Genomic DNA, 24,993 nt, shown 5'->3' on the forward strand with positions numbered 1-24,993 from the left:
AACCCTGCTGCCTATGTTTACTCTTATCCAGTCCAACAAGATGGAATTGCTGTCGGCCACCCTGGCAGACAGGCTTCGCGAAGGCGTGCCCGGCATGTCGCCGCTGAGCTGCGAGCAAATTCTGGTGCAAAGCCCCGGCATGTCCACCTGGCTCCGCCTGGAGCTGGCGCGCCACAATGGCGTGGCGGCGGCGCAGGAGTTTCCGCTGCCGTCCAGCTTTATCTGGCAGCTCTGTTATCTGTTGCTCGATGACGTGCCCAAGGAAAACCCCTTTACCAAGGCGGCGATGACCTGGAAACTGATGGCGCTGTTGCCCTCCCTTCTGGATAGAGACAATTTTGCACCGCTCAGACATTATCTGGGCGACGATGTTGAGCTCAAACTATTTCAACTCAGCGGCCGTATCGCCGATATTTTCGATCAATATCTGGTATACCGTCCGGAATGGATCCTCGGCTGGGAACAAAATGAATCCCCGCTGGAGATAGCGCCTCAGCACGCCTGGCAACCCGAGCTTTGGCGCGAGTTGGTGCGTTACAACAATCAGGAGTTGCAGCAGAGCCATTATCACAGGGCCAATCTGCACCAGGCGCTGATCGAAACGCTGACAGGCGGCAGCGATCATGCCTTGGAAGGCCTGCCGCCCAGGTTGTTCGTGTTCGGGATCTCCTCGATGGCGCCGCAAACCCTGGATGTACTCTATGCGCTCGCCAGTCGCATCGAGGTAGTGATGCTGAGCCTCAGCCCCTGTCGTCACTATTGGGGCGATATCATAGAGCCCAGGGCGCGGGCGCGAATGGCGCTGGCTTTTGAGGGCAAGAAACAGTTGCCCGAACTCTGGGAAGACAAGCTGGAAGTGGGTAATCCCATTTTGGCCAATAATGGCCGCCTCGGCCGCGAGTTGCTGGATATGGTGCTGGAGCTGCCACCCGAGCGGCTGGAACTGGAAGAGCTGTTTCACCCAGGCAACACAAATACCCTGCTCGGCGGCATTCAAAATGACATTCTGGAGATGGAAACCTTAGGCGAGCCCCTTGGACCGGATGTCAGCAAATACCTGAATATCGCCCGGCGCAGGCCCTTGGCCGCCACCGACGACTCCATCACCCTGCGAAGCTGTCACAGCCCGCTGCGGGAAGTGGAAACCTTGCACGATCATCTGCTGCATCGCCTGCGCAGCGACCCTTCGCTTGCCGCCAAGGACATCATGGTGATGCTGCCCGATGTGGCCGCCTACGCCCCCTATATCGATGCGGTGTTTTCCGCCAAGAGCGGCGATCATTTCATCCCCTATGCCATAGCCGATCGCGGCGCGGCCCAGGAATCCCCCTTAATTGCCGGTTTTCTCAACCTGCTGGCGCTGGACAAGAGCCGCTTTGGCCTGACAGACATCATCAGTATTCTCGAAGTGCCCGCTGTGCTGGCCCGCTTTGGCATAGCCCAGGAGGAACTGGAGCAGCTCAAGGGCTGGCTCAAGGCCGCCGGTATTCGCTGGGGCCGCGACAGTCACAACCGTGAAGAGCTGGGCTTGCCCGGGTTTGACAAACACTCCTGGGCCTTTGGGATCCGTCGCATGCTGCTGGGCTATGCCCTGGGCGATGATGCCGAGCTGTATCAGGGCGATCTGCCGCTGGCCGGTATTGAAGGCCAGTCGGCGCAGGCGCTCGGCAAGTTGTTGAATTTTATCGAAGCACTCGATGACTTCAGGGAAGAGCTCAAGCAGCAAACCCCGCCTGATGAGCGGGTGGCGCAGCTTAACGCCCTGCTCGATGCCTTTTATCTGGCCCAGGAGGACGATGCCAGAGAAGAGATCAACGACATTCGCCAGGCCATAGACAGATTCGCCGAGGAGCTGCGACTGTCGGGCTTTAGCGGGGTATTGCCGCTGACAGTGGTTTGGCAATGGTTCAACTCAACCTTGAGTGAGTCCAGGGTCGGTCAGCGTTATCTCGCCGGCAGCGTCAACTTCTGTACCCTGATGCCGATGCGCTCCATCCCCTTCCGCCAGGTGTGTTTGCTGGGGATGAACGATGGCGTCTACCCCAGAGTGCAACATCCTGTGGGATTCGATCTCACCGCCCATGAAAAACCAAGACGCGGCGACCGCTCAAGACGCCTGGATGACAGATACCTGTTTCTCGAAGCCTTGCTGTCGGCCCGGGATCAGCTCTATATCAGTTACATAGGCCACAGCGAGCGCGATAACAGTGAGCGTATTCCCTCCATGCTGGTATCGGAATTGCTGGAATACATTCAGCTGTGTTACCGCCCGGACCAGGTGCAATTTACGCCGCCCGCAGTGCCCACAGATGCCGATGAGATTGCCGCCCTTGGCGATTTGGCGGCCGATGCGCTGATGCAGCACCTCATCATTCAGCAGCCGTTGCAACCCTTTGATGCCCGGCTCTACAGTAACAGCGAGCTGCCCGGCAGTTTTGCAACCCAGTGGTGCCCGCGGGAGATGTTTGCCGCCCAAAGCCCGGCGCCTTTTATTGAGCATCAGCTGGGCGAGGAAACCGGCCTCAAGGAGCCGGAGCTTGAACTCTCGGCGCTGATCCGCTTTTTCCGCAACCCGGCGCAGTATTTCTGCCAGCGGGTGCTGCAGCTGGACTTGAGGCTGGATATCGACAGTCAGGACAATGATGAGCCGTTTGAGCTCAGCGCCCTGCAACGCTATCAGCTGCAGCTGCTGATGATGCAGGATGCGCTGGAAGACGAGCGCGGAGAGCTGGATGAAACCCTGCTCGACAAGCTCAAGGCCGAAGGTCTGCTGCCGATGGCGCCGTTTGACGATCTGCTGCTGGATCAATACCGCCGCGATATCGCCCCGGCGGTGGAGCGCACCCGTTTTCTTCGCGCCGAATTGCCCAAGCCCGATGCCGTTGAAATAGCGCTCAAGCTTGAGGTCAATGGCCGCGAGCTGTTGCTCTGTGGCCGCATCGATGACTGCTATCCCAAGGGCCTGGTCAACTTAAGGCCGGGTACCACCAAGCCCAAGGATCTGTTGAGCCTCTATATTCGCCATCTGTGCCTCAATGCCAGCGGCATTCACAGGTACAGCTATCTGCTGGATGCCGGTCACTTCCACGCCATGGCGCCGCTCAAGGCCGAGTCCGCCAAGGCCTTGCTGGGTCAGTTGGCCGCCTTGTTTGAGCTCGGGCAACATAGGCCGCTGCCCTTTATGGCGCAAACCTCCCTGGCGTACTTCAGCGCCGAGGTAGAAGATGGCTTAAGCGTTGACACTGAACATCAGCTGCGGCTTGCTGAGGCCGAAAGCGCCTGGTTGGATGATGCCGGGTTCGGTGACGGCCAGGATCCCCATAACGCCCGCCTGTTCCGCTTTCCGGAAGACTTTGGTTTAACCCTTGATGACAGCGCCTATACTGGCACGGCGACGGATTTTGGGCGCAAAGCCTGCGAACCTAAGTTAAGTGAAGATGAGTTGAGTGAAGATGAGTTTACCCTGAGCAACATGAGTGCGGGGTTGCCAGGCGGTTGGCAACTCAGACTCCAGCAGAGCCTGAGTTTCCCGGCGTTGGCCGAGGGGATTTTGGCGCCGCTCATCAGCCTTTACCACAAAGACAAACTGGCCGCCCTGGCCGATTTTACCCAGATGGGACAGGAATAATATGCAAGCACTGGAGCCATTGAGTTTACCGTTGAGCGGCCGGCGCCTGATTGAGGCCAGTGCAGGAACCGGCAAGACCTACACCATTTCCGGCCTCTATCTGCGCTTATTGCTGGGTGATTTTGAGCGCCCGGGCCTTAGCTGTGAGCAGATCCTGGTGGTCACCTTTACCAACGCCGCCACCGAAGAGCTACGCGACAGAATACGCAAAAGGATCCGCAGCTGTTATCAGCGCTTTATCGGCCTAAGCGTCAAAGACGATTTTATCGAGCAGCTTTATCAGCTCTGCCCGCCAACGCAGCGCGCAACCGCCCTCAAGCAGCTGGATCTGGCGCTCAAGAGTCTGGATGAAGCCGCCATTTTTACCATTCACGGCTTTTGCCAGCGGATCCTCTCGGATATGGCCTTTGAGTCGGCGCTGCTGTTCGAGTCGGAATTTACCCTGGATGACAGCGAATATCTGCGCCAGAGTGTGCGCGATTTTTGGCGCCATGTCTGTTATCGGCTGCCGACAGCCCTGGCGACCGCGATAGCCGCCCATTACGCCACTCCGGATGCGCTGGGGCGCGAATTGAGACCGCTGCTCGGCGCCAGCCAAGCGAGCGCCAACCGCGACCCGGGTGAGTTCGATCAATATGCCGAGCAGTTGCAGACTCAGCTCGCAAGGCTGCGACTGAGCTGGCCAAGAGAAAGGGACGCCATCGAGGCCCTGCTCCACAGCCTGCCGCTCAACGGCACCAGCTATGGCAAGCAAGCCGATGGCTACCCCAAACTCACGGCCATGCTGGAGCAGATGGACAACTGGGCCAAGTATCATCAGGGACTGCCGACACCCAAGCTGCTGGACAGCCTGGCTCTCGGGTCACTGAAACTGAGAAAAGGCGGCGAAATCCCCACAGCGCAACAGGCGCCGCTGCTGGCGCAGATAGAAGCGCTCAGAGACAGTGTAGACTCGCTTATTCCGGCATTCCTCTATCAGGCAAGAGCCCAGATAGCCGAGCGTTTTGCCGAGCTCAAGGCCGAGCGCAACCTGCTGAGCCCGGACGATCTGCTGCTGACCCTGGCCAAGGCCATAGGCGGCCTGACCCAGACGGCGCCGGATAGCGGCCTTGCCATCGGCGAGCAGCTCAAGCAGGAGATAGGCAAACGCTTCCCGGTGGCGCTTATCGACGAATTTCAGGATACGGATCCGCTGCAGTTTGCAATTTTCTCCGGCATCTACCCGGCGCAATTGCCACAGCAGGATGCGGATGCCGGCGCCGAGCCTGAACCCAAGCCTGAGCCTGAGGCAAGTCGCACTCTGTTGATGATAGGCGATCCCAAGCAGGCGATTTACGCCTTTCGCGGCGCCGATATTTATACCTATATTGAGGCCAGGCGCAATACCGCCGATCACTATAATCTGGACACCAACTACCGCTCGGCCAGCAACATGATTGCAGCGGTCAACCGCCTGTTTGCCAACCACAGCGACCCTTTTATCAGTGACGCCATCCCGTTCGAGCCGGTCAAGGCCAAGGACGCCGGCAGCAAACAGCTGCTCGCGCCCGGCACAGACTCGGCGGCGCTGCAGCTCAGGCTGCTCAAGGAAGATCCGGACAAGGGCCTCAACAAGACCCAGGCCCGTAAACTGCTGGCCGAAGATGCCGCCGCCGAAATCGTGCGCCTGCTCAATGCCGCCAACCGCGGCGAGTGTCGCCTCAGTGGCAATGAGCAGCCGCTGCGCGCCCGGGATATCGCCATTTTGGTGCGCGACAGAAACGAAGCCGCCGTCATGCAACAAGCGCTCAATAGTCGCCAGATCGGCGCCGTGTTCCTCAGCCGCGACTCGGTAATGGTCACGGAGGAAGCGCGGGAAATCGCCCTCATCCTCAAGGCGCTCGCCAGCCCCAGGGATGAACGGGCGATTCGCTCGGCACTGGCCTGCCGCTTGCTGGGCTTCAGCGCCAATAAGATCCATGAGTTCAACCAATCTGAGACACTGCGCGCCGAAGTGCTCGATACCTTCATGTCGCTGCATGAGCTCTGGAGCCGCCGCGGCATCATGCCGGCGCTGCTCAATCTCGCGGATCACTGGCAGCTGCTGGAACGGCTCGGCCAAGAGGCCAACGCCGAGCGGCGTCTCACCGATTTTCGCCATCTGGCGGAACTGCTACAGCAAAAATCCACCGAGCTCGAAGGCATGAGCGCCCTGGTCAACTGGTTTGAGCAGGAACTGCTCTCCGGCCAGAGCCGTGAAGAGCAGCAACTGAGGCTCGCCAGCGAGCAAAACCTGGTGCAGATAGTCACCATCCATAAGAGTAAGGGGCTGGAATATCCTGTGTGCTTCATCCCCTTTGTCAGCCTGGCCCGCGACGGCAGTCGCCGCCCCTCGCCCATGCTGTACCACAAGGACAATCAATTAGTCTGGGATCTGGACGCCAGTGACGAAGGCTGGGAAGCCTGTAAACGCGAGACGCTGGCCGAAGATCTGCGCCTCTTGTATGTGGCGCTGACCCGGCCCGTATATCGCTGTTATCTGGGGCTGGCCAATCACTGCCGCATGAACAAGACGGGCATCAACAGCTTTTTGAAAGATACCGCCATAGGCTATCTGCTCGGCATTGAAGACAAGGACTGTGACGGCGATAGGTTGCAAAGCGCCGCCGCATCCCTTGCTTGCGAGGCCATCTCCTTGACCGAGATAGGCGATGCAGATCCAAGTCACCTTCAAGGCACTGAAAACCACTCCCAAAGCCCACTTTGTGCCCAGGTGCCGGCGGCGCGTCAAGGCGCGCCCTGGCGGGTCGGCAGCTATTCCGGCCTGGTCAAACATCTGCCCCACGAGCGGGTGTTGCCGGGCGCCGGTGATGAGGAGTTTGAAATCGAGCTGGCCTCTGTCTATGAGCCGCAGGATGTCTTGCAGGCCAACCGCTTCAGCTTCGAGCGCGGCGCCAATGCCGGTTCTTTTATGCACCTGGTACTGGAGAAAATCGACTTTACCCAGGCCGAGGAGGAACTCTTGCTGCATCTGCCCCAGGCGATGCAGCAGTACGGCATCGACAGCGATTGGCAAGATGTGCTTTATGACTGGTATCGGGATCTGCTTAACGCCGAAATCGCTCTGCCTCAGGGGCAGAGTCTGCGCCTGGGCGACCTCAGCAAGCGCCAAAAGCTGGTGGAGATGGAGTTTTATCTGCCCCTTGGCGGCGATACCCAGCTTATCGATACCGAGCTCAGCCGCTTGCTGGCCAAGCACGGTTATGGCGGTGAACTGCGCTTCGATGCCTTCAAGGGCATGCTCAAGGGGTTTATCGATCTTACCTTTGAATATCAGGGCCGTTTCTACATTGCCGATTATAAATCCAACCATTTGGGGGATGATTTCAGCGATTACCGCCAGGACAAGATGGCCGCCGCCATCAGCGAGCACAGATACGATCTCCAGTACCTGCTCTACAGCCTGGCGCTGCACAGATACCTAAGCCTCAAACTGTCGGACTATTGTTATCAAAGCCATTTCGGCGGCTGCTGTTATCTGTTTTTACGGGGCATGTCCGCGGCCCATCCCGGCGCCGGAGTGTTTGTGGACAGACCGGATGAAGCGGTGATCCTGGCCCTGGATGCCTTACTCAAGGGCGATTCGCCCTCGAGCGCCCCTCAGTTGGAGTTGAGTCTATGACAGATAGCCCATCAATACTTCAAAGCAGCCAAGCTGTTACTGCGCTGCTCAAGCAATGGGAAGAGCAGCGGCTGCTGACGGCGCTCGACCGCCACTTTGCGCTGCAGATGGCCGCCATTCACCAGGAGCCATCGCCGCTATTTCTGCTGCTGTGCGCCCTGCTGAGCCGCCAGTTATCATCGCAGCACGCCTGCCTGCCACTGGGGAGCATAGCGTTTGATAATCCGCTGGCAGAGCCCCACCCCAGTGTGCGCCTCAATACCGACCCGGCAAGCCTTGAGCTGGCGGTGGCCAATTTTGCCGCCGTCGGCGCCCCCGGTGAAGACAAACCCTTGATCCTCGACGCTGGCCGCCTCTACCTCAAACGCTATTATGATTTTGAGTGCCGGGTCGCCCGGCGCCTCACCGCCATGGCCGCCATTGAATACCCCGCCACCGACGAGGTGCGACGCGCGCTGGATTGCCTGTTTTTGCCGCCCGCCAGCCATACAGGCCAAGCGACTATTGATGCAGCTGAAGCCGATAGTGAAGCTCAAACTGATGGTGAACCTCAAACTGATAATGAAAATTCCGGCAAACGCGATTGGCAAAAAGTCGCCACCGCCACCGCCTATTGTCGCCAGTTGGCGGTGATCACCGGCGGCCCGGGCACAGGCAAGACCACCACAGTCACCAAGCTACTGATGCTCCTGTGTCTCGGCAGTGAAATGAACATACGTCTGGTGGCCCCCACGGGTAAGGCGGCGGCGCGCCTGACCGAATCGATAAAGGCCTCCAAACAGCGCCTCGCCAAAGAGCTTATGCCCTTTGCCGCCGAGCTTGACCTTGGCGCCATAGACAAGATCCCCGAAGAAGCCGCCACTGTGCATCGCCTGCTGGGGGTGATCCCCGGCTCGCACAAATTCCGTCATCACCAAGACAACCCGCTGCATCTGGATCTGCTGATTGTCGATGAAGCCTCCATGGTGGACTTGCCTATGATGGACCGGCTGCTCGATGCCCTGCCCGCCAATGCCAGATTGATACTGCTCGGGGATCAGGATCAACTGGCCTCGGTGGAAGCCGGCGCCGTGCTCGCCGATATCTGCGCCGGTTTGCGCCACCAGCAGGACTGGCGCATGCGTTACAGCGCCGAGTTTGCCGCAACCCTGACAAGGCTCACCGGCTTTGACCTCAGCGATTGCATCAATCTCGCCCCCGGCATAGGCAACAATCTTTGTATGCTGCGTCACAGCCACAGATTCCGCGGCGATGCCGGCATAGGCGTGCTGGCCAAGGCGGTCAACCTCAGTGATGGCGCCGCGATAACTGAGGCCTGGAATGGCGGTTATCAGGAGCTTGAGTGGCTGGAAATCGGTAAACAGCAGCAGGGGCTGGCTCGGCTTCTCAGCCAGGCCTGTGAGCACTACCGCGACTATTTGGAAGTGGTGCACAGGCCGGACATCAGCGCCGAGGAGATCATCGCCCGTTACAACCGCTTTCGACTGCTGTGCGCCACCCGTGGCGGCGATTTCGGTGTCGAGGGGATCAATCGGCAACTGACGCAAGTGCTGAAACAGGCCGGACTGATCGCCCCGCAGCAGGAGTTTTATCCGGGCCGACCGCTGATCATCCAAAGCAACGATTACAACCTGGGGCTGTTTAACGGCGATATCGGCGTTATTCTGCCCGACCGAGACAGCAACAGGCTGCTGGCGCACTTTATTCAGGCCGACGGCAGTGTGCTCAAGGTGTTGCCGGCGCGTCTTCCCGGCCACGAGACCTGTTTTGCCATGACAGTGCACAAGTCCCAGGGCAGTGAATTTGATTCTGTGGCCTTGGTGTTGCCGCCGAGCCCGAGCCCGGCGCAGCTGCAACTGCTCACCAAGGAGCTGATCTACACCGCCATTACCCGCGCCAAGCAGCATTTTTGCTGCCTGGGCAACAGCTCAGTGTTTGATGGCGCCTGTCGTCGCCTCACTCGCCGGGCTTCAGGGCTGGCCGATAGGCTATGGCAGTGATTGTGGCAGAGATTATGGCTATGGCGGCTTTGGCCGCGACTGGCTGGGACGATAGCGAGAACAGCAACCGGGCCAGATGCCATACGGCCCGCTTCGCTCTGGCGGCAAAATAACCAGATGAGAGCCTGCGTCAGCTGCCGTTATACTCAAGGCCTGTCTAAGCAGGCATAATATCGGCCAAGGTTATTTATCAGGCCGCTCAGTCAGGAGAATTCATGAGCAAAACCCATATCTTGTTACTCTGTGGCGGCGGGGCCGCCGAGCACAGTATCTCTTTGATGTCGGCTGACTATATCGAAAGCTGCCTGGCAAATATTCCCGACATGGAAGTGCTAAGGTTGGAGCTTGACGCCGCCGGCCACTACCACACCAAGCAGGGCCAGGTTTGCGAGCTGACCAATCGCCGTGAAGTGCGCTTCGATGAGGCCGAGCCCAGCTGGCCGGTGGACTATGTGATCCCCTGTATTCACGGCTATCCGGGTGAGACCGGCGATATTCAGTCCTATTTCAATCTGATCAACCTGCCCTATTTCGGCTGCGGCTCTGAACCCAGCAGCAACTGCTTCAACAAGGTCACGGCCAAGATGTGGTTCAGTGCGCTCGGGATCCCCAATACCCCTTATCTGTTTCTCAGTGAAGCCGGTGAAGCGGCCAACTGCCGCTGCCGTGAGGCCTTGAATGAATGGGGCTCACTGTTTATCAAGGCGGCATCCCAGGGGTCATCCGTCGGCTGTTACCGGGTGGACAACGGCGATGATATCCCTTCGGTGCTGGAGCAGGCCTTCAGTTACTCCCCCTACGTGGTGGTGGAAAAGACCATCAAAGCCAGGGAGCTGGAAGTGGCCGTATATGAATACCAGGGTGAAGTGATAGCCACAGTGCCGGGTGAAATCATCTGTGCCAACAACACCTTCTACAGCTTCGATGAGAAGTATGATGCCAAGAGCAAGGCGGTGACCAAGGTCGAGGCCGAATTGAGCCAAGCGCAAATCGATACCATACGCGATTATGCCATTCGCGCCTTTAAGGGCATGAAGCTGTCCCACCTGTCGCGTATCGACTTCTTCCTTACCGATGAAGGCGAGATACTGCTCAATGAGATCAATACCTTCCCGGGCATGACACCCATCTCCATGTTCCCCAAGATGCTCAGCAACAATGGCCATGATGTCAGCGAGTGGCTGGTGAGTAACATAAGACGCCAGCTGAGCGGACCGCTCAAGTAAAGCACCCGTCCTGAGCCAAGCTCCAACCGGACCGAAGCACCAACCGGACCGAAGCAAACGTACACCCGCCACTCGCGCGGGTGTTTTTTATCCTGCTAAGCTGAAAATAGGTGTGACGGCATGCAGGAGAACTTATGTTCAGTGCGATAGATATAGATCATCTGGTGTTGATCTGCAGCAGTCTGGAAACCAGCGAAGCATTCTACACCCAAGTGCTGGGGGCTCGTTTCGAGCGGCGGCTCGACTCCCCTAGCCTGCTGCAACTGAGATTCGGCGGTGCCCTTATCGATCTGGTGCCAAGAAGCGATCAACCTTTAGGCCTCAATATGGCGCACTTCTGCCTTAATATTGCCGCCAAGGATGAAGCCTCAGTACTGCAACACCTGGAGCAACACGGCGTGCACCATGAAGGCTTTTCGGAAAAATACGGCGCCCGGGGTTATAGCCGCTCTATCTATATTTACGATCCGGACGGCAATCAAGTGGAGCTTAAACTCCTGAGTCGGCAACAGGAAAACTGCCAATAAGGCGTTGCTTAATCGTGGATTTTTACTGGTGATTTAACAGATAAAAAGCGCGCCGGGAAAGTTCGGCGCGCTTTTTTCATGAAGCAATAGGCTATACCCAGAGCTTTGGGCTCAGAAGCCTTCCACTCCCTGCATATCCGGCAGGTGGTGGGCTATCCCCTTGTGGCAGTCGATACAGGTCTTCTCACCGCTTGCCAGCGAGGTGGAGTGCATATTGGCCGCCCGCTGTGACTGACGGGTGAAGTCCATATACTGGAAGTTATGGCAGTTTCGACACTCCAGCGAGTCGTTGGCCTTGAGTCTGGCCCACTCATGCTCGGCCAGTTCACGCCGCTTGGACTCGAACTTCTCCCGGGTATTGATGGTGCCGAACACCTTGCCCCACACCTCCTTGGAAGCCTGCATCTTACGGGCTATTTTGTCGGTCCAATTATGGGGAACATGACAGTCCGGACAGGTCGCCCGCACCCCGCTGCGGTTCGTGAAATGTATGGTGGTCTTCAGCTCCTGATAGACGTTGTTTTCCATCTCGTGGCAACCGATACAAAAAGCCTCCTGGTTGGTGGCTTCCAGGGCAGTGTTGAAACCACCCCAGAAGATGATCCCGGCGACAAAGCCTCCCAGGGTCAGAAAACCCAGACTGAAGTGAACACTGGGCCGGTTCAGCACCCGCCATATCTGTTTCAGTTTCTCAAACATAGCGACTCCTAATGGCTGGATGGGTTCTCAGCCCCGGACTTGAGCAAGTGATCCATATCGACAAAGTCATTCTCCACCATCAATCTGGCGTCCAGTTGCGGCACATGGCACTGGGTACAGAAATATCGTCTGGGTGACAGCTCGGCCAGGAAGTTATTGTCTCTGTCCATATAGTGAGTCACGCTCACCATAGGCGCCTGCGATTCGCCGGTGCGACTGCGGGCATGACAGGACATGCACTTGTTGACCTTAAGATCAAGCTGGTAGCCGTCTATCTTGTGAGGTATGACCGGCGGCTGCATCGGGTAGTTACGGGTCTGTTTGATGTCCGTATTTCTCACCTTCTGCATCACAGGCGGTGTCGGCTGGCTATTGAGCGGCGCCTGGCGCAAAGTCGCCACCTTATCCTCGGGAATGCCGGCAGCATTGACGGATAGCGCAGTCAGCAGTGCGGCAAAGGCCAACAGGGTATGATTCGATTTCATCTTCTTATCCTCCTCAGGCCTTCATCACTTTCACGGCACACTTCTTGAAATCGGTCTGCTTGGACAGCGGATCCGTGGCATCCAGAGTCACCTTGTTGATCAACTGACTGGCATCGAACCAGGGGACAAACACCAAACCCACCGGCGGCTTGTTGCGGCCGCGGGTTTCCACCCGGGTCAGTATCTCGCCGCGGCGGGACACCACCTTGACCTCATCACCTCGGCGCAGGCCGCGTTTCTTGGCATCATCCGGATGCATAAAGCACACGGCATCCGGGAAGGCGCGATAGAGCTCGGGTACCCTCTGGGTCATGGAGCCTGAGTGCCAATGCTCCAGCACCCGCCCGGTGGAGAGCCAAAGATCATATTCGGCATCCGGGGATTCTGCCGCCGGCTCGTATGGCAGCGCGAAGATAACCGCCTTGCCGTCTTTTTTGCCGTAAAACTCAAAGCCTTTGCCGGGTTTAACGTAAGGATCCGAGCCCTCACGGTAGCGCCAGAGGGTTTCTTTGCCGTCAACCACAGGCCAGCGCAAACCATGAGCCTGGTGGTACATTTCAAAGGGAGCCAAGTCATGACCGTGACCACGGCCAAAGGTGGCATATTCTTCAAAAAGCCCTTTTTGCACATAGAAACCAAAGTGCTTGGCTTCGTCGTTCAGATACTTGTTATCGCTTTCACTGAGAGGGAACTTGTCAACATTGCCGTTCTGATACAGCACTTCATACAGGGTCTTGCCCTTGTATTCGGGATTGGCCGCCAATACAGCCTCGGACCAGACTTCGTCTGTGGTAAAGCGCTTGGAGAACTCCAGCAACTGCCAGAGATCCGAGCGCGACTGTCCGGGCGCTGTCACCAACTGGTGCCAGAACTGGGTGCGGCGCTCGGCGTTACCATAAGCGCCCTCTTTCTCCACCCACATGGCGGTGGGAAGAATGAGATCCGCGGCCTGGGTGGTAACCGTTGGGTAAGCATCGGACACCACAATAAAGTTTTCCGGGTTACGGTATCCGGGCAAGCCCTCTTCGTTGATATTGGGGCCGGCCTGCATATTGTTGTTTACCTGCACCCAGTAGCAGTTGAGATCGCCATCTTTCAATCGCCGGTTCTGCTCTACCGCATGGTAGCCTGGCTTGGGCGGAATGATCCCGGAAGGGATTTTCCAGATGGTCTCGGCAATCTTGCGGTGCTCTGGATTATTCACCACCAGATCCGCCGGCAAGCGATGGGAGAAGGTGCCCACTTCCCGCGCAGTACCGCAGGCTGAAGGTTGACCTGTGAGTGAAAACGGACTGTTGCCCGGGGTAGCTATTTTGCCGGTCAGCAAATGGATATTGTAGATAAGGTTGTTACACCAAACCCCGCGAGTATGCTGGTTAAAGCCCATGGTCCAGAAGGAGGTCACCTTCACCTCGGGATCGGCGTAGAGTTTCGCCAGCTCCAGCAATTTATGCTCGGGTACGCCCGAGAGCTTGCTGACCTTCTCCAGGCTGTAATCGGCGACAAAGGCCTTGAACTGCTCAAAGTCCATCGGGGTCGATTCACCGGCGGTGGCCACGTTTTTGGCTTTTTGCTGCAGCGGATGTGAGGGCCGCAGGCCATAGCCAATATCGGTTGTGCCTCTGCGGAAGTTCACATGCTTGTTGACGAAGTCCCAATTAACCTTGTCATTGCTGATGATATAGTTGGCGACATAGTTGAGAATGGCCAGATCGGTTTGCGGCGTGAAGACAATCGGCAAGTCGGCCAAATCAAAGCTTCTGTGCTCGAAGGTAGACATCACAGAGACTTTTACATGGGGCGCGCTGAGGCGTCTGTCTGTGACCCGGCTCCAGAGGATTGGGTGCATCTCGGCCATGTTGGAGCCCCAAAGAACAAAAGCATCGGCAGCTTCAATATCGTTGTAGCAACCCATAGGCTCGTCCATGCCAAAGGTACGCATAAAGCCGCCCACGGCTGAAGCCATACAATGACGGGCGTTGGGATCGATATTGTTGGAGCCGAAACCCGCCTTCATCAGCTTGGAAGCGGCATAACCTTCCCAAACCGTCCACTGACCTGAACCAAACATGCCCACCGCCGTCGGCCCTTTGGTCTTGATGGTGTGCTTCCACTTCTCGGCCATGATGTCAAAGGCCTGCTCCCAACTGATAGGGGTAAATTCACCGTGCTTGTCGTATTTGCCGTCTGTCATCCGCAGCATGGGAGTCTGCAGCCTGTCATGGCCATACATGATCTTCGACAGGAAGTAGCCTTTAATGCAGTTGAGGCCGCGGTTGACCTCACTGTTGGCATCGCCATGGGTCGCCACAACCCGGCCTTCGCGGGTGGCTACCATCACAGAGCAGCCAGTACCGCAAAAGCGGCACGGCGCCTTGTTCCAATTTAACTGGGTGTGCTCTGAACTGGTGATCAGGTTGCTGGCTGTGGCAGGTAAAGCCAATCCGGCGACCCCGGCTGCCGCCATGGCGGCATTGGCCTTCATGAATTCGCGTCTGTTCATTTTCATTGCTCTTCCTCTTCGAGCTGTTCACACTGGTGATACACCATAGCGGTGGAGATCACGCCCTTGAGGGCATTGATTCTGTCCATGGTGGCGAGGATCGCCTGTTCGGTCGGGCCTTCCAGCACCACAACCAGCTTGCTTTCATCGTTAACCGATAGCTCGGCATTGCCGAACGACAGAATTTGCTGACGAACGCCGGCCATCTTGGATGGCATCACCTGAAGGATCAGGCTGCTGACATGCAATTCCCTACTCATCTCGTTCCCCTGTTTTAAGGACTCTCGTTATGCTGGCGTTAACCGGCTCCCGGTGGGCCGGTTAAGATTTGGCTGAACCAGATGGCAAAGCCCAGACCGCTGACCAGCAAAACCGACAATAGCGGCGCCAAAAAAACCGTCAGGAAGATAAATATCTTCAGCTCCAGACGTTTTTCATCAGTATTCGGTGTCTCACTCATGGCTCCTCCCTAGGCGCTATGAAGATGGCTTGCTGCTGTGCTGTTTCAGGGCAACGGCCGCCAAGCCCGGCAGATTAAAGCCGCCTTTTAAATGCAACTTGTTTTCGGTTTTGATCATAAAGCCAAAGTGTTAACAAACTGTATACCCCCAAGTTGGTAAACACCTGATGCCGTTGATCTGGATCATAAAAATAGCCGCCAAAAGACGGATATCACCCATTTCAACCGCCTCAATCGATTGTAATTTCGACATTTTCCGCTTTTAGCTATTCAGGCTTACATGAAATACAGCAAAGAAGTGGCCATTTCGCCAATAAAGAACGGTCAAAAAACCAACGAAATAAGTAAAATATCCCTTAGGGAGTAGTGCCCAGGCTGGGCGGGCTTTAAAGCGATAAAACGGCTATAAAAGGAGAAACTGAATCCTGTTTCAGGTCACAGAATTCAGTAAAAACAATATCTTGCGGTTGCAACGACTAACAGAGCTCCTTAGCATTATCATGCATTTTATTTGTGTCTTTTTTTGTTTTCAGGGACCAAACTTCAAACGCCTGTTTGTGCGTCGTCCCAATCTAGGAGAGCCTTTAGTGAACCCCTTTACCCACCCTACTACACTACCCATTGTGCTAGGTCTGAGTCTGTCATTTTCCGTTGTCGCAGCAGACAAAACATCAAGCCTGCAATATCAGACCTGGGCCCAAACCTCAGAGGAGCAACAGCGGGAAGATATGCTTGAGAAAAACCCCGCCAGCATCATCCTCTGGGCAGGCTCGGCTTATGCCAAGGAGTACCATAGCCCCAGAGGGCATCACTTTGCCGTCGCCGATGTCAGCCACAGCCTACGCAGTGGTGTTAGCCCCAAGGCTGGTGAAAGAGGACTGTCGGCCAGCTGTTGGACCTGCAAGACACCGGATGCACCCAGGCTGATGAAAGAGCTGGGCGTCGAAGGCTTCTCGGCCAAGAACTTTGCCGAGCTGGGTCCGGAAATCCAGAACCCTGTGTACTGCTCTGATTGCCATACCCAGGGCTCAGCTGAACTGGCACTGCCAAGACCTCATGCCCAGGACGCCATGGCAAAAGTGCACAAACCCTTTGGTGAACAAAATCAATCGATGCAGCAATCACAGGTTTGCGGCCAGTGCCATGTCACTTACTACTTCCAGCCTGAGCGTCAGGACAAGGTCAATATCCCCTGGATCTTCGGCAACAGCGCCGATGAAATAGAAAAGTATTATGATGCCCGGCAGTTTTTCGAGTGGGTGCACCCGGTATCGAGAACGCCGCTGGTGAAGGCGCGCCATCCCGAGTTTGAGCACTGGAATCGCAGCGTCCACGCCAAGGCAGGTATCAGTTGTGTCACCTGTCATATGACCCAGGAAACCAGCGCCGACGGCAAATCTTTCACCAACCACAAGATAACCAACCATCTGCCGGACTTTGAAGCGGCCAATTGCAGCAGTTGTCACCAGAGCCAACAGCAAATTACCCAGCTGATTGCCGACAATAAAGCGCTACTGGAGACCAAGGCGCAACAGTTACAGGAATTACTTATCAAGGCCCACTATGAAGCCGGCGCCGCCTGGAAGGCCGGTACCCAGTGGCAACAGATAGGGTATGCCATCATGGGGATACGACATGCACAGTGGCGCTGGGACTTTGCCATGTCATCCCACGGTATTCACGCCCACAACGCCAAAGAGGGTGAAGCCCTGCTGGACAAGGGCTTAGAGCAGATCCGCGCTGCCAGAGAGATATTGCGCAAGCTGAATGCCGACCTTGGCGTCACCCGAGTCGATTATCCGGACTACAGCACCAAGGCCAAGGCGCAGGCAGCCATAGGCGTGGAGCTGGAGAAACTGACCGAGGAGAAGCAAGCCTTTATCGAGACTGAAGTGAAAAAACATTGGTCCAAGGCTGCAAACTTCGGCTATTGAAGGCAAGGAGAACAATAGCCGGAATAAGAGCCAAGCCTTAATCAAAACATGTAATTTTGATTGGGGAATAAGCGGCGTTCGACAATAGCCACCGTGGGAAATATGACCGCGTACCAGGAGGGCACCAGCAGGCACTGTGTGTTCTGGCTGTGCTCTGGGCCTGCCTGGTTTTTATCACGTCCACTTTAGGAGCCAAACGCGGCTGTCAGTTGGATTTTAAGTTAAAACTGCTGCAACTGGTTAAGGATGCGCTTTTCCGATATCGGATAAGCAGTGCCCAGACTCTGGGCAAAACAGCTGACCCTGTACTCTTCCAGCATCCAGCGCACCTCGGCCAGCGCCTCCGGTACCGCCTGGCTGCGTGGCACCTTGGCAAGCGCGGCCTTGAACTCTTTTTCGGCGTTGTGAATGCTGTGCAGGTGCAAACGGTCACGGTTGGGATCCACCGGCAGCTTGTCCAGGCGCAGCTCAATCGCCTTGAGATAACGGATCAGATCCCCAAGACGGCGCCAACCGGAAGCTTCAACAAATCCCTTGAACACCAGGGCGTCCAATTGGCTTTGAATATCACTCATGGCAAAAGCGATATCCAGGCTGATTTTACCCTTGAGACGCTTACGGATCTTCTGGTGCAAGGTCAAAATCTGCTCCACCTTGAGGGCGATGGCCGCTGCGGTTTCATTGAGCTCGGCCCTGACAATCTCCTTGGCTTTGGCAAAGTCATCGGCGCTTCGGACATCCAACTGCTGCTCATCCAAAAGCTGCTGAATTGCCGCGGCAATAATGTCATCTATCAGTATTTGCACCTGGCCGAACGGATTGAAATACATCGCCAGTTTGGCCTTGTTGGGCAAGGCCTGCTGTAGATGTTTCACCGGCGATGGAATATTGATAAGCAGCAGCTTTCTCAGCCCTTGTCTGTGGTGGGAAAGCGCCTGTTGTTCATCATCAAATAATTTGATGGAAACTGTATCGCCGGCATCCACCAAGGCGGGGAACGCCTTCACCTCATAGCTGCCTTTGCGGCTTTGATATTCTTTCGGCAGGTCGCCAAAGCTCCATTCGGTCAGGGCGTTTTGCTCTATGCCCTTGTCGGCAACCTTGCGTATCGCTTGGTTCACCTGCCCCTGCAATGATGCTTTGAGGCTGTCGAGATCCCGGCTCTGGGCCAGGAGTTTGCCCTTATCGTCTTCCACCTTGAAGTTCATCTTCAGATGGTCGGCAATGGCGTTGAGATCGAAATCCTCCGGATTGACACGGGTGCCACTCATTCTCAGCAGCTGTTTGCACAGGGAGGGCAACAAAGGCTGGGCAAAAGGTTCCATCGCCTGCACACAGGCGCGGGCATAATCCGGCGCCGGCACAAAATTGCGCCGCAGCGGTTTGGGCAAGGACTTGATCAGGGCAACACACTTCTCTTCCCTGAGCCCCGGCACCTGCCAGTCAAAATCGGTTTCATCCAACTGATTGAGCAGCGCCACCGGAATAAGCACAGAGACGCCGTCATCCTCGGCCGCCGGTTCAAAATGGTAACTCAGCTTAAGGCTGAGATTGCCCTGCTGCCAACTGTCGGGGAAGTCCAATGCCGATACATGGGTGTCATCCCTTTGCATCAAGAGTTCGCGGCTGAAATTGAGCAGCTCAGGGGTCTCTCTTCTGGCCTGTTTCCACCAGGTGTTGAATTTGGGCTGGTTGTATATCCCTTGTGGAATGCGCTCATCGTAGAAGGCGAACAAGGCATCGGTATCCACCAGAATGTCGCGCCGCCGCGATTTGTGTTCGAGATCTTCCACCTCTTCAAGCAACGCCTGGTTGGCCTTGAAGAAGGCTTCATTGCAGCGCAGCTCACCCTCGGCCAGAGCCGAGCGAATAAAGATTTCCCGAGCCTTAACCGGCTCCAGCGGGCCAAACTGTACCCGGCGGCGGTTGACTATGGTGAGGCCATAGAGCACCTGATTTTCCAGGGCGATCACACTGCCCTGTTTGGCTTCGAAATGGGGCTCGTTGTGCTGCTTCTTGACCAGATGCGCCGCCAGAGACTCGAGCCATACAGGATCTATGCGGGCGCAGGTACGGGCGAACAGGCGTGATGTTTCGGTAAGCTCGGCCGCCATAATCCACTTGGGGCCCTTCTTGGCCAGCGGTGAGCCGGGAAACACAAAGAAGCGCCGGTTGCGGGCCCCCAGATACTCGTTGTCTTTATCCTTGAAGCCGATATGGCTCAGCAGCCCCGAGAGCAACGCCTGGTGCAGCGGCTCATAGTCGGCGGCCTGACTGTTGAGGCGCCACTTGAGGTCGTGCACACTTTGACGCAGCTGGGCATAGAGATCCTGCCATTCGCGAATACGCAAATAGGCCAGATACTCGGCCTTCACCTGCTTGCGGAACTGACTGGATGACAGGCTCTTCTGTTGCTCTTTGAGGTACTGCCACAGATTGAGCCAGGCGACAAAGTCGGAATCTTTATCGGCAAAACGGCGGTGGGCCTCATCAGCGGCCTGTTTCTTCTCATGGGGCCGCTCACGGGGATCCTGAATCGATAATCCGGCGACAATCACCATCACTTCATGCAGACAGCCCAGCTTATTGGCCTCAAGCACCATGCGGGCCAGGCGGGGATCGACCGGGATCTTCGCCAGATCGCGCCCGAGCGGGGTCAGTTTCAGCGCCCCTTTGTGCTTGCTCACCGCCTGTAACTCTTCGAGCAGCAGGAAGCCGTCGCGGATATGGCGCGGATCCGGTGGCTGAATGAAGGGGAAGCCCTCAATGTCACCCAGGCCTATGGCCAGCATCTGCAGGATCACGGATGCCAGGTTGGTGCGCAGAATTTCAGGATCGGTAAACTCCGGCCGATTGATAAAGTCCTGCTCGTCATAGAGGCGAATACAGATCCCCGGCCCAACCCTGCCGCAACGTCCCTGGCGTTGATTGGCACTGGCCTGGGAGATGGGCTCAATCGGCAAACGCTGCACCTTGGTGCGATAGCTGTAGCGACTTATCCTGGCAGTACCTGGGTCGATAACATAGCGGATCCCGGGCACAGTCAGCGAGGTTTCGGCCACGTTGGTGGCCAGTACAATACGCCGCCCTGGATGCGGCTTGAATACCTTGGACTGCTCGCCGTATGACAAACGGGCATAAAGCGGCAAGATCTCGGTATCGCGCAGGTTACGCTTTTTCAACTGCTCGGCGGTATCGCGGATTTCGCGCTCGCCGTTCATGAAAATCAGAATGTCCCCCGGGCCTTCGCGACAGAGCTCATCGACGGCGGCAAAGATGCCGTCCATCAGATCCAAGTCGGCGTCGTCATCCTGCAACAGGGGGCGATAGCGGGTTTCCACCGGATAAGTGCGGCCGGACACTTCCACCACGGGCGCATTGTCAAAATGCTTGGAAAAGCGCTCCACATCTATGGTGGCCGAGGTGATGATCAACTTGAGATCCGGGCGCTTTTGCAAAATTTGCTTCAGATAACCCAGAATAAAGTCGATGTTGAGACTGCGCTCATGGGCCTCGTCTATGATGAGGCAATCATACTGACTGAGCCATTTATCCGATGCCAGTTCTGCCAGCAGGATACCGTCTGTCATCAGCTTGATATAGGAGTCCTGGGAAACCGCATCGGCAAAACGAACCTTAAAACCCACCGCCTGACCCAGCTCTGTCTTGAGTTCATCGGCAACCCGGCTGGCCACGCTGCGGGCCGCCAGGCGCCTGGGCTGAGTGTGGCCAATCAGACCACGGCTGCCAAGCCCCAAGTCGAGACAGATTTTGGGCAGCTGAGTGGTCTTGCCCGAGCCGGTTTCACCGGCCACTATCACCACCTGATGATTGATGATGGCCGAGGCGATTTCATCGCGCTTTTGTGACACCGGCAGCTCATCCGGATACTCGATGACAGGTCTGTCTGCCAGCCTTTGCTGCGCCCTTTCATAAGCCTGCACCGCAGCTTCACTGAGCTCGGCGAGTTTTTGCTGTTTGGCTTCTGAGTCGGGGCTTTTTTTCAAGCGGAACAGGCTGCGGCGAATGCGCGCCGCATCGGCCTGAAAGCAGAGATCCAGATATTCGCGGGAGAGAGGGTGCAGCTTAGCGTTCAAAACCTGTGTCCATTGGGGATCAAAAACGGCGATCCTAACAAGGATACGCCGTCTTGGGTATGCTTACTGACTGATAACGCCCAAATTTCAGTCAAATCAAGCGCAGTTGTCAGGCCGGGGTCAAATAACACTGCTGCATATAGCTGTTCATGGCCTTGAGCACATTGGTACGGTTGATGGTGCCCACCACCTTACCATCTTCCAGCACAGGGTATATTTTCGGTTTCTGCCCCAGCATCTGCTCGGCCAACTGCAACATGCTGTCATCCGGCCTGACCCAAAGGACATCGGCGCGCATGCAGTCGCGCACCACGGCGGTCAGATCGCAGTGATAACTGCTCTTGAGCATGGCGGCCATGCAGTCTTGCTGTGACAAAAAACCCACCAGGCTTCCTGCTGCATCCACCACGGGCGCCCCGCCCTTATTGGCCTCAAGCAGTTTTTCCACCGCAGTGGCTATCGACATATCCGCCTTCAACAGCACTGGCTGACGGTCCATATGATCACGTATTTTTATTGAATCCATAGCTTTCCCCAAGTTCAAAACGGCTTCATTGTTCAGTGTAGCCAATATTTTGCCCTTGGGGTTAAAGCCAACAGCGATTGCCTCAATCCAAAATTTTATGCTTCTTGCACAGGACTTGGGCCATTTACTGCGAACCACGCCTTGCTTCCAGGCCTGTAAGCCGATGCTGAGCACAGATGGGACTTGCTCACACCTTCCTTAGTTATCTCGCCAGATCATCACTTCCGCCGCTTGATTGCTCTTGCGCCAGGCACGGTACATGCCTTCGGTATTGAACGGCGTTGCCACATTGCCTCTTTGGTCTATGGCTATCACCCCGCCACTGCCGCCGGCAGAGATCAGCCGCTGATTGATCACTTCATCGGCGGCCTGCAGAATCGATTTTTGCTGGTACTTGGCCCTGGCACAGATATCACCGGCCACATGGAAACGGATAAAGTACTCACCGTGACCGGTCGCCGAAACGGCGCAGACCCCATTCTCGGCATAAGTGCCGGCACCTATCACAGGTGAATCACCGATACGGCCATAACGTTTGGCTGTCATGCCACCAGTCGAGGTCCCTGCCGCCAGATTGCCCTGCTTGTCCAATGCCACTGCGCCGACGGTGCCGAACTTATAATCGAGATCCAGAGGACTCAGGCGCGCCTGAAAGTCTTTATTGGCTTCGGCGGCGTTGATTTTGGCCTTGGCATCGAGAAGCTGTTGATAGCGCGCCTTGCTGTCAAAACGGTTGCCGGGCACCAGCTCCATTCCCATCGTCAAGGCGAACTCCTCGGCGCCCGCTCCCGAGAGCATCACATGTTCTGACTTGTCCATCACGGCTCTGGCGAGATCGATTGGATGAAGTATATGTTTAACCCCGGCAACGGCACCGGCATTCATACTCTTGCCATCCATGATGGAGGCATCCAGTTCATGACTGCCATCAAAGGTATACACGGCGCCAATACCGGCATTGAATAAAGGGCTGTCTTCCAGCACTCTGATGGCGGCCTGCACCGCTTCCATGCTGGCGCCGCCCTTATCCAACACCTTATAACCGGCATTGACGGCTTCGGTAAGTTTGTCACGGTAGGCTTTTTGCTGCTCTTCAGTCAAAGCCGCCTTGGATATGGTGCCGGCGCCGCCGTGAATGGCAATTGCAAACGGCACCTCTGCAGCCTGAACCGACATCATACCTCCCAGCAGGAGTCCCAGGCTCAGACTTAGATTTTTTATTTTTGTTTTCATTGTATTGCTTCCATATTAACGACTGCTGTCTTTGTAACCATTTTAGGTCGGGATGGCAATCTGTTACTTGCCTGAGCCGAGATCTGAGGCGACAATAGCAATAATGTAACGCTAAACAAAAGTTCTGATTTCCTTGACCAAAAACAGTCGCTTTCCCGCATATATCCTGAGTTTTGCGTCGATCATACTGGCCAGCCCCCGGGCAAATGGCGCCGATGATCCTCTGCTTAATCTCCGCATCGAAGGGGTATCGGGCGAGCTTGAGAAAAATATCCGCGCACACTTGGGTAACTTTCCTGAATCCAAGGTGCAACGCCGTGCCTATCTGTTTAATGTCAGCGACAGTGTCGAGGCCGCGCTGGAATCCATGGGCTATTACCATGGCAGGCTGGAACAGGAAATCAAGGAAAACGAACAAGGGCCGTGGGAGCTCAAGCTTACAATTACCCCAGGAGAAGTCACCCGTTTGCAATGGGTCGATATCCGCCTCGAAGGTGAAGTGCTCAACGACCCCTGGATCAATCGCTGGCTCAGCCAGATCAAGATCAAACCAGGCGATCCCCTCAACCACGGCGATTATGAACAGATAAAATCGCAGCTAATATCGCTGGCACTGGCTCGCGGCTATTTTGACGGCCATTATCAGAAATCGGAGATCCGGGTGAATCGCGATCTCAATCTGGCACAACTCAACCTGTATTTTGACTCGGGCAAGCGTTACCAGTTTGGCGAGGTGAGCTTTGAGGGCCACAGCCTGCAGCCGCAATTGCTCGAAGATTTGGTGCCATTCCAACCCGGCGCCCCCTACAGTACCCGCAAAGTCACACAGCTTAATCAAGAATTGTTGGATACCGGCTATTTTTCCAATATCAAAGTGTTACCTCAAATTGACAAGTTGACTGAAGACAGCATACCTGTGCGGGTCGAACTGAGCCCAAGACCGGATCATTCTATAGAACTGGGTCTGGGTGCTGATATCGGCTCCAGTACAGACAGTAATCTGGATCCCAGAGTCAGAGTGACCTGGCGTACTCCGCAGCTCAACAGTTACGGCCACTCTCAGGAAACCAGTATAGAATGGTCGAGAGACAGACCCAAATTCCTCTCGACTTATACCATCCCCCTGACTCACCCTTTGGATGACCAGCTCAAGATCCGTGTCGGCCTGCTGAGGGACAAATACGGTGTGACCCAAGACTATGTGCCAGAGGATAGGGACTTTAGCAACACAGGTCAGTTGGAATCGACCAAGAAGCTTTTCGGAGTTGGCCGCAGCAAGCGGCTCAATAACGGTTGGCTTCTCAATTACTCGCTGGAGGCAATCCAGGAAAGCTATACCCAGTCGGGCGTTGATTATGACCCACAATTCCTGTTGTTTGGCACCACGCTATCGAAGACCAGCCGCGGCGACAATAGCCTGGACCCCAAGTCGGGTTTCAGGCAACTTTATAGCATTGAATATGCCGATCCTTCGCTGGGTTCAGATGTTCGCCTGACCCGGATGCAGGCCAAGTTCAAATGGATTGAGACTTTCTTTGACAAGCACAGATTTGTCTCCCGGCTCGATCTCGGGGTCAACCTGGCAGCCGAAGGCGATCTGGCAATCATTCCTCCCTCATTGCGTTATTTTGCCGGTGGCGATCAGAGTATTCGTGGTTACAGCTACCAAGAGCTCGGCCCCCACCTGGATTACACCAATGACAAAGGCGGCCTGTCTCGGGAAGTTGTCGGTGGCCGCTACCTGGCAGTCGGCAGCCTGGAGTATCAATATTACCTGACCCCAAGCTGGCGCGTGGGCACCTTTGTCGACGCAGGTAACGCCTTTGATGTCAATCAATTTGATCCTGTGGTTTCTGTAGGTGGTGGTATTCACTGGATATCCCCCATAGGTCCCATCAAACTGGATGTGGGCTTTGGCTTGCACGAATCCGATGCCGAAGACAGACCCTGGCGTATTCACCTTACCATGGGGACAGAATTATGAGCCAACCCCCGATGCAACAGGAACCCAACT

General features: G+C 56.0%; 15 protein-coding genes. 7 read left to right on the forward strand and 8 right to left on the reverse strand.

Features of this window, described 5'->3' with window-relative positions:
• Positions 1-13: 13 nt before the first annotated feature.
• The 5 genes from recC to SIL79_RS17530 all read left to right on the forward strand — a co-directional run bounded on the left by recC (position 14) and on the right by SIL79_RS17530 (position 11,042).
• Complete coding sequence (gene recC, locus SIL79_RS17510; RefSeq protein ID WP_162206553.1) at positions 14-3,628, forward strand: exodeoxyribonuclease V subunit gamma; 3,615 nt, start codon at positions 14-16, stop codon at positions 3,626-3,628.
• Between the two features lies 1 nt (position 3,629).
• The gene (gene recB, locus SIL79_RS17515) at positions 3,630-7,289 is read left to right on the forward strand and encodes an exodeoxyribonuclease V subunit beta (RefSeq protein WP_162206552.1); all 3,660 of its coding nucleotides are present in this window, start codon (positions 3,630-3,632) and stop codon (positions 7,287-7,289) included.
• The gene (gene recD / locus SIL79_RS17520) at positions 7,286-9,289 is read left to right on the forward strand and encodes an exodeoxyribonuclease V subunit alpha (protein ID WP_233962342.1); all 2,004 of its coding nucleotides are present in this window, start codon (positions 7,286-7,288) and stop codon (positions 9,287-9,289) included. The genes recB and recD overlap by 4 nt, the downstream gene beginning before the upstream one ends.
• A gap of 215 nt (positions 9,290-9,504) precedes the next feature.
• On the forward strand, positions 9,505-10,515 hold the full coding sequence (locus SIL79_RS17525) for a D-alanine--D-alanine ligase (protein WP_162206550.1): 1,011 nt from the start codon (positions 9,505-9,507) through the stop codon (positions 10,513-10,515).
• A 134-nt stretch (positions 10,516-10,649) separates the two neighbouring features.
• Positions 10,650-11,042 (forward strand): VOC family protein, encoded by a 393-nt coding sequence (locus SIL79_RS17530; RefSeq protein WP_162206549.1) that lies wholly within the window; start codon positions 10,650-10,652, stop codon positions 11,040-11,042.
• A 111-nt stretch (positions 11,043-11,153) separates the two neighbouring features.
• Here SIL79_RS17530 and SIL79_RS17535 read toward each other — a convergent pair whose 3' ends face one another.
• The 5 genes from SIL79_RS17535 to SIL79_RS17555 are packed head-to-tail and all read right to left on the reverse strand — an operon-like array spanning position 11,154 to position 15,189.
• On the reverse strand, positions 11,154-11,741 hold the full coding sequence (locus SIL79_RS17535; RefSeq protein WP_025009645.1) for a cytochrome c3 family protein: 588 nt from the start codon (positions 11,739-11,741) through the stop codon (positions 11,154-11,156).
• Positions 11,742-11,749: 8 nt separating this feature from the next.
• The gene (locus SIL79_RS17540; RefSeq protein ID WP_062793459.1) at positions 11,750-12,226 is read right to left on the reverse strand and encodes a nitrate reductase cytochrome c-type subunit; all 477 of its coding nucleotides are present in this window, start codon (positions 12,224-12,226) and stop codon (positions 11,750-11,752) included.
• Between the two features lie 13 nt (positions 12,227-12,239).
• Positions 12,240-14,729: a nitrate reductase catalytic subunit NapA gene (gene napA / locus SIL79_RS17545; RefSeq protein WP_162206579.1), complete on the reverse strand. Its 2,490-nt coding sequence runs from the start codon at positions 14,727-14,729 to the stop codon at positions 12,240-12,242.
• A 2-nt stretch (positions 14,730-14,731) separates the two neighbouring features.
• Positions 14,732-14,989 carry a chaperone NapD gene (locus SIL79_RS17550; protein ID WP_039033271.1) on the reverse strand — a complete coding sequence of 86 codons (258 nt, stop codon included), beginning with the start codon at positions 14,987-14,989 and terminating at the stop codon, positions 14,732-14,734.
• 38 nt (positions 14,990-15,027) lie between these two features.
• Entirely contained in the window at positions 15,028-15,189 is a 162-nt protein-coding gene (locus SIL79_RS17555) for a nitrate reductase (protein ID WP_039033272.1), read from the reverse strand.
• Positions 15,190-15,809: 620 nt separating this feature from the next.
• Here SIL79_RS17555 and SIL79_RS17560 point away from each other — a divergent pair.
• Positions 15,810-17,123 carry an ammonia-forming cytochrome c nitrite reductase subunit c552 gene (locus SIL79_RS17560; RefSeq protein WP_233962567.1) on the forward strand — a complete coding sequence of 438 codons (1,314 nt, stop codon included), beginning with the start codon at positions 15,810-15,812 and terminating at the stop codon, positions 17,121-17,123.
• Between the two features lie 221 nt (positions 17,124-17,344).
• Here SIL79_RS17560 and hrpA read toward each other — a convergent pair whose 3' ends face one another.
• From hrpA to SIL79_RS17575, 3 genes are all read right to left on the reverse strand, one after another.
• The gene (hrpA, locus tag SIL79_RS17565; protein WP_162206547.1) at positions 17,345-21,220 is read right to left on the reverse strand and encodes an ATP-dependent RNA helicase HrpA; all 3,876 of its coding nucleotides are present in this window, start codon (positions 21,218-21,220) and stop codon (positions 17,345-17,347) included.
• A 109-nt stretch (positions 21,221-21,329) separates the two neighbouring features.
• Complete coding sequence (locus SIL79_RS17570) at positions 21,330-21,746, reverse strand: CBS domain-containing protein (protein WP_039033326.1); 417 nt, start codon at positions 21,744-21,746, stop codon at positions 21,330-21,332.
• Positions 21,747-21,944: 198 nt separating this feature from the next.
• Positions 21,945-22,979 (reverse strand): isoaspartyl peptidase/L-asparaginase family protein, encoded by a 1,035-nt coding sequence (locus SIL79_RS17575; protein WP_144361319.1) that lies wholly within the window; start codon positions 22,977-22,979, stop codon positions 21,945-21,947.
• Between the two features lie 127 nt (positions 22,980-23,106).
• On the opposite strand from SIL79_RS17575, the gene SIL79_RS17580 reads away from it, so the two are divergent.
• A complete protein-coding gene (locus SIL79_RS17580; protein ID WP_405130445.1) occupies positions 23,107-24,963 on the forward strand; it encodes an autotransporter assembly complex protein TamA in 1,857 nt (618 codons plus the stop codon).
• Positions 24,964-24,993: the final 30 nt, after the last annotated feature.

The sequence above is a fragment of the Shewanella indica genome (assembly GCF_033842865.1).
Taxonomy (GTDB): domain Bacteria; phylum Pseudomonadota; class Gammaproteobacteria; order Enterobacterales; family Shewanellaceae; genus Shewanella; species Shewanella indica.

What these genes read in the sequence shown, in the direction of transcription:
- recC (WP_162206553.1), top strand. Translation starts at nt 14, where the DNA reads ATGTTTACTCTTATCCAGTCCAACAAGATGGAATTGCTGTCGGCCACC.
- recB (WP_162206552.1), top strand. Translation starts at nt 3,630, where the DNA reads ATGCAAGCACTGGAGCCATTGAGTTTACCGTTGAGCGGCCGGCGCCTG.
- recD (WP_233962342.1), top strand. Translation starts at nt 7,286, where the DNA reads ATGACAGATAGCCCATCAATACTTCAAAGCAGCCAAGCTGTTACTGCG.
- SIL79_RS17525 (WP_162206550.1), top strand. Translation starts at nt 9,505, where the DNA reads ATGAGCAAAACCCATATCTTGTTACTCTGTGGCGGCGGGGCCGCCGAG.
- SIL79_RS17530 (WP_162206549.1), top strand. Translation starts at nt 10,650, where the DNA reads ATGTTCAGTGCGATAGATATAGATCATCTGGTGTTGATCTGCAGCAGT.
- SIL79_RS17535 (WP_025009645.1), bottom strand. Translation starts at nt 11,741, where the DNA reads ATGTTTGAGAAACTGAAACAGATATGGCGGGTGCTGAACCGGCCCAGT.
- SIL79_RS17540 (WP_062793459.1), bottom strand. Translation starts at nt 12,226, where the DNA reads ATGAAATCGAATCATACCCTGTTGGCCTTTGCCGCACTGCTGACTGCG.
- napA (WP_162206579.1), bottom strand. Translation starts at nt 14,729, where the DNA reads ATGAACAGACGCGAATTCATGAAGGCCAATGCCGCCATGGCGGCAGCC.
- SIL79_RS17550 (WP_039033271.1), bottom strand. Translation starts at nt 14,989, where the DNA reads ATGAGTAGGGAATTGCATGTCAGCAGCCTGATCCTTCAGGTGATGCCA.
- SIL79_RS17555 (WP_039033272.1), bottom strand. Translation starts at nt 15,189, where the DNA reads ATGAGTGAGACACCGAATACTGATGAAAAACGTCTGGAGCTGAAGATA.
- SIL79_RS17570 (WP_039033326.1), bottom strand. Translation starts at nt 21,746, where the DNA reads ATGGATTCAATAAAAATACGTGATCATATGGACCGTCAGCCAGTGCTG.
- SIL79_RS17575 (WP_144361319.1), bottom strand. Translation starts at nt 22,979, where the DNA reads ATGAAAACAAAAATAAAAAATCTAAGTCTGAGCCTGGGACTCCTGCTG.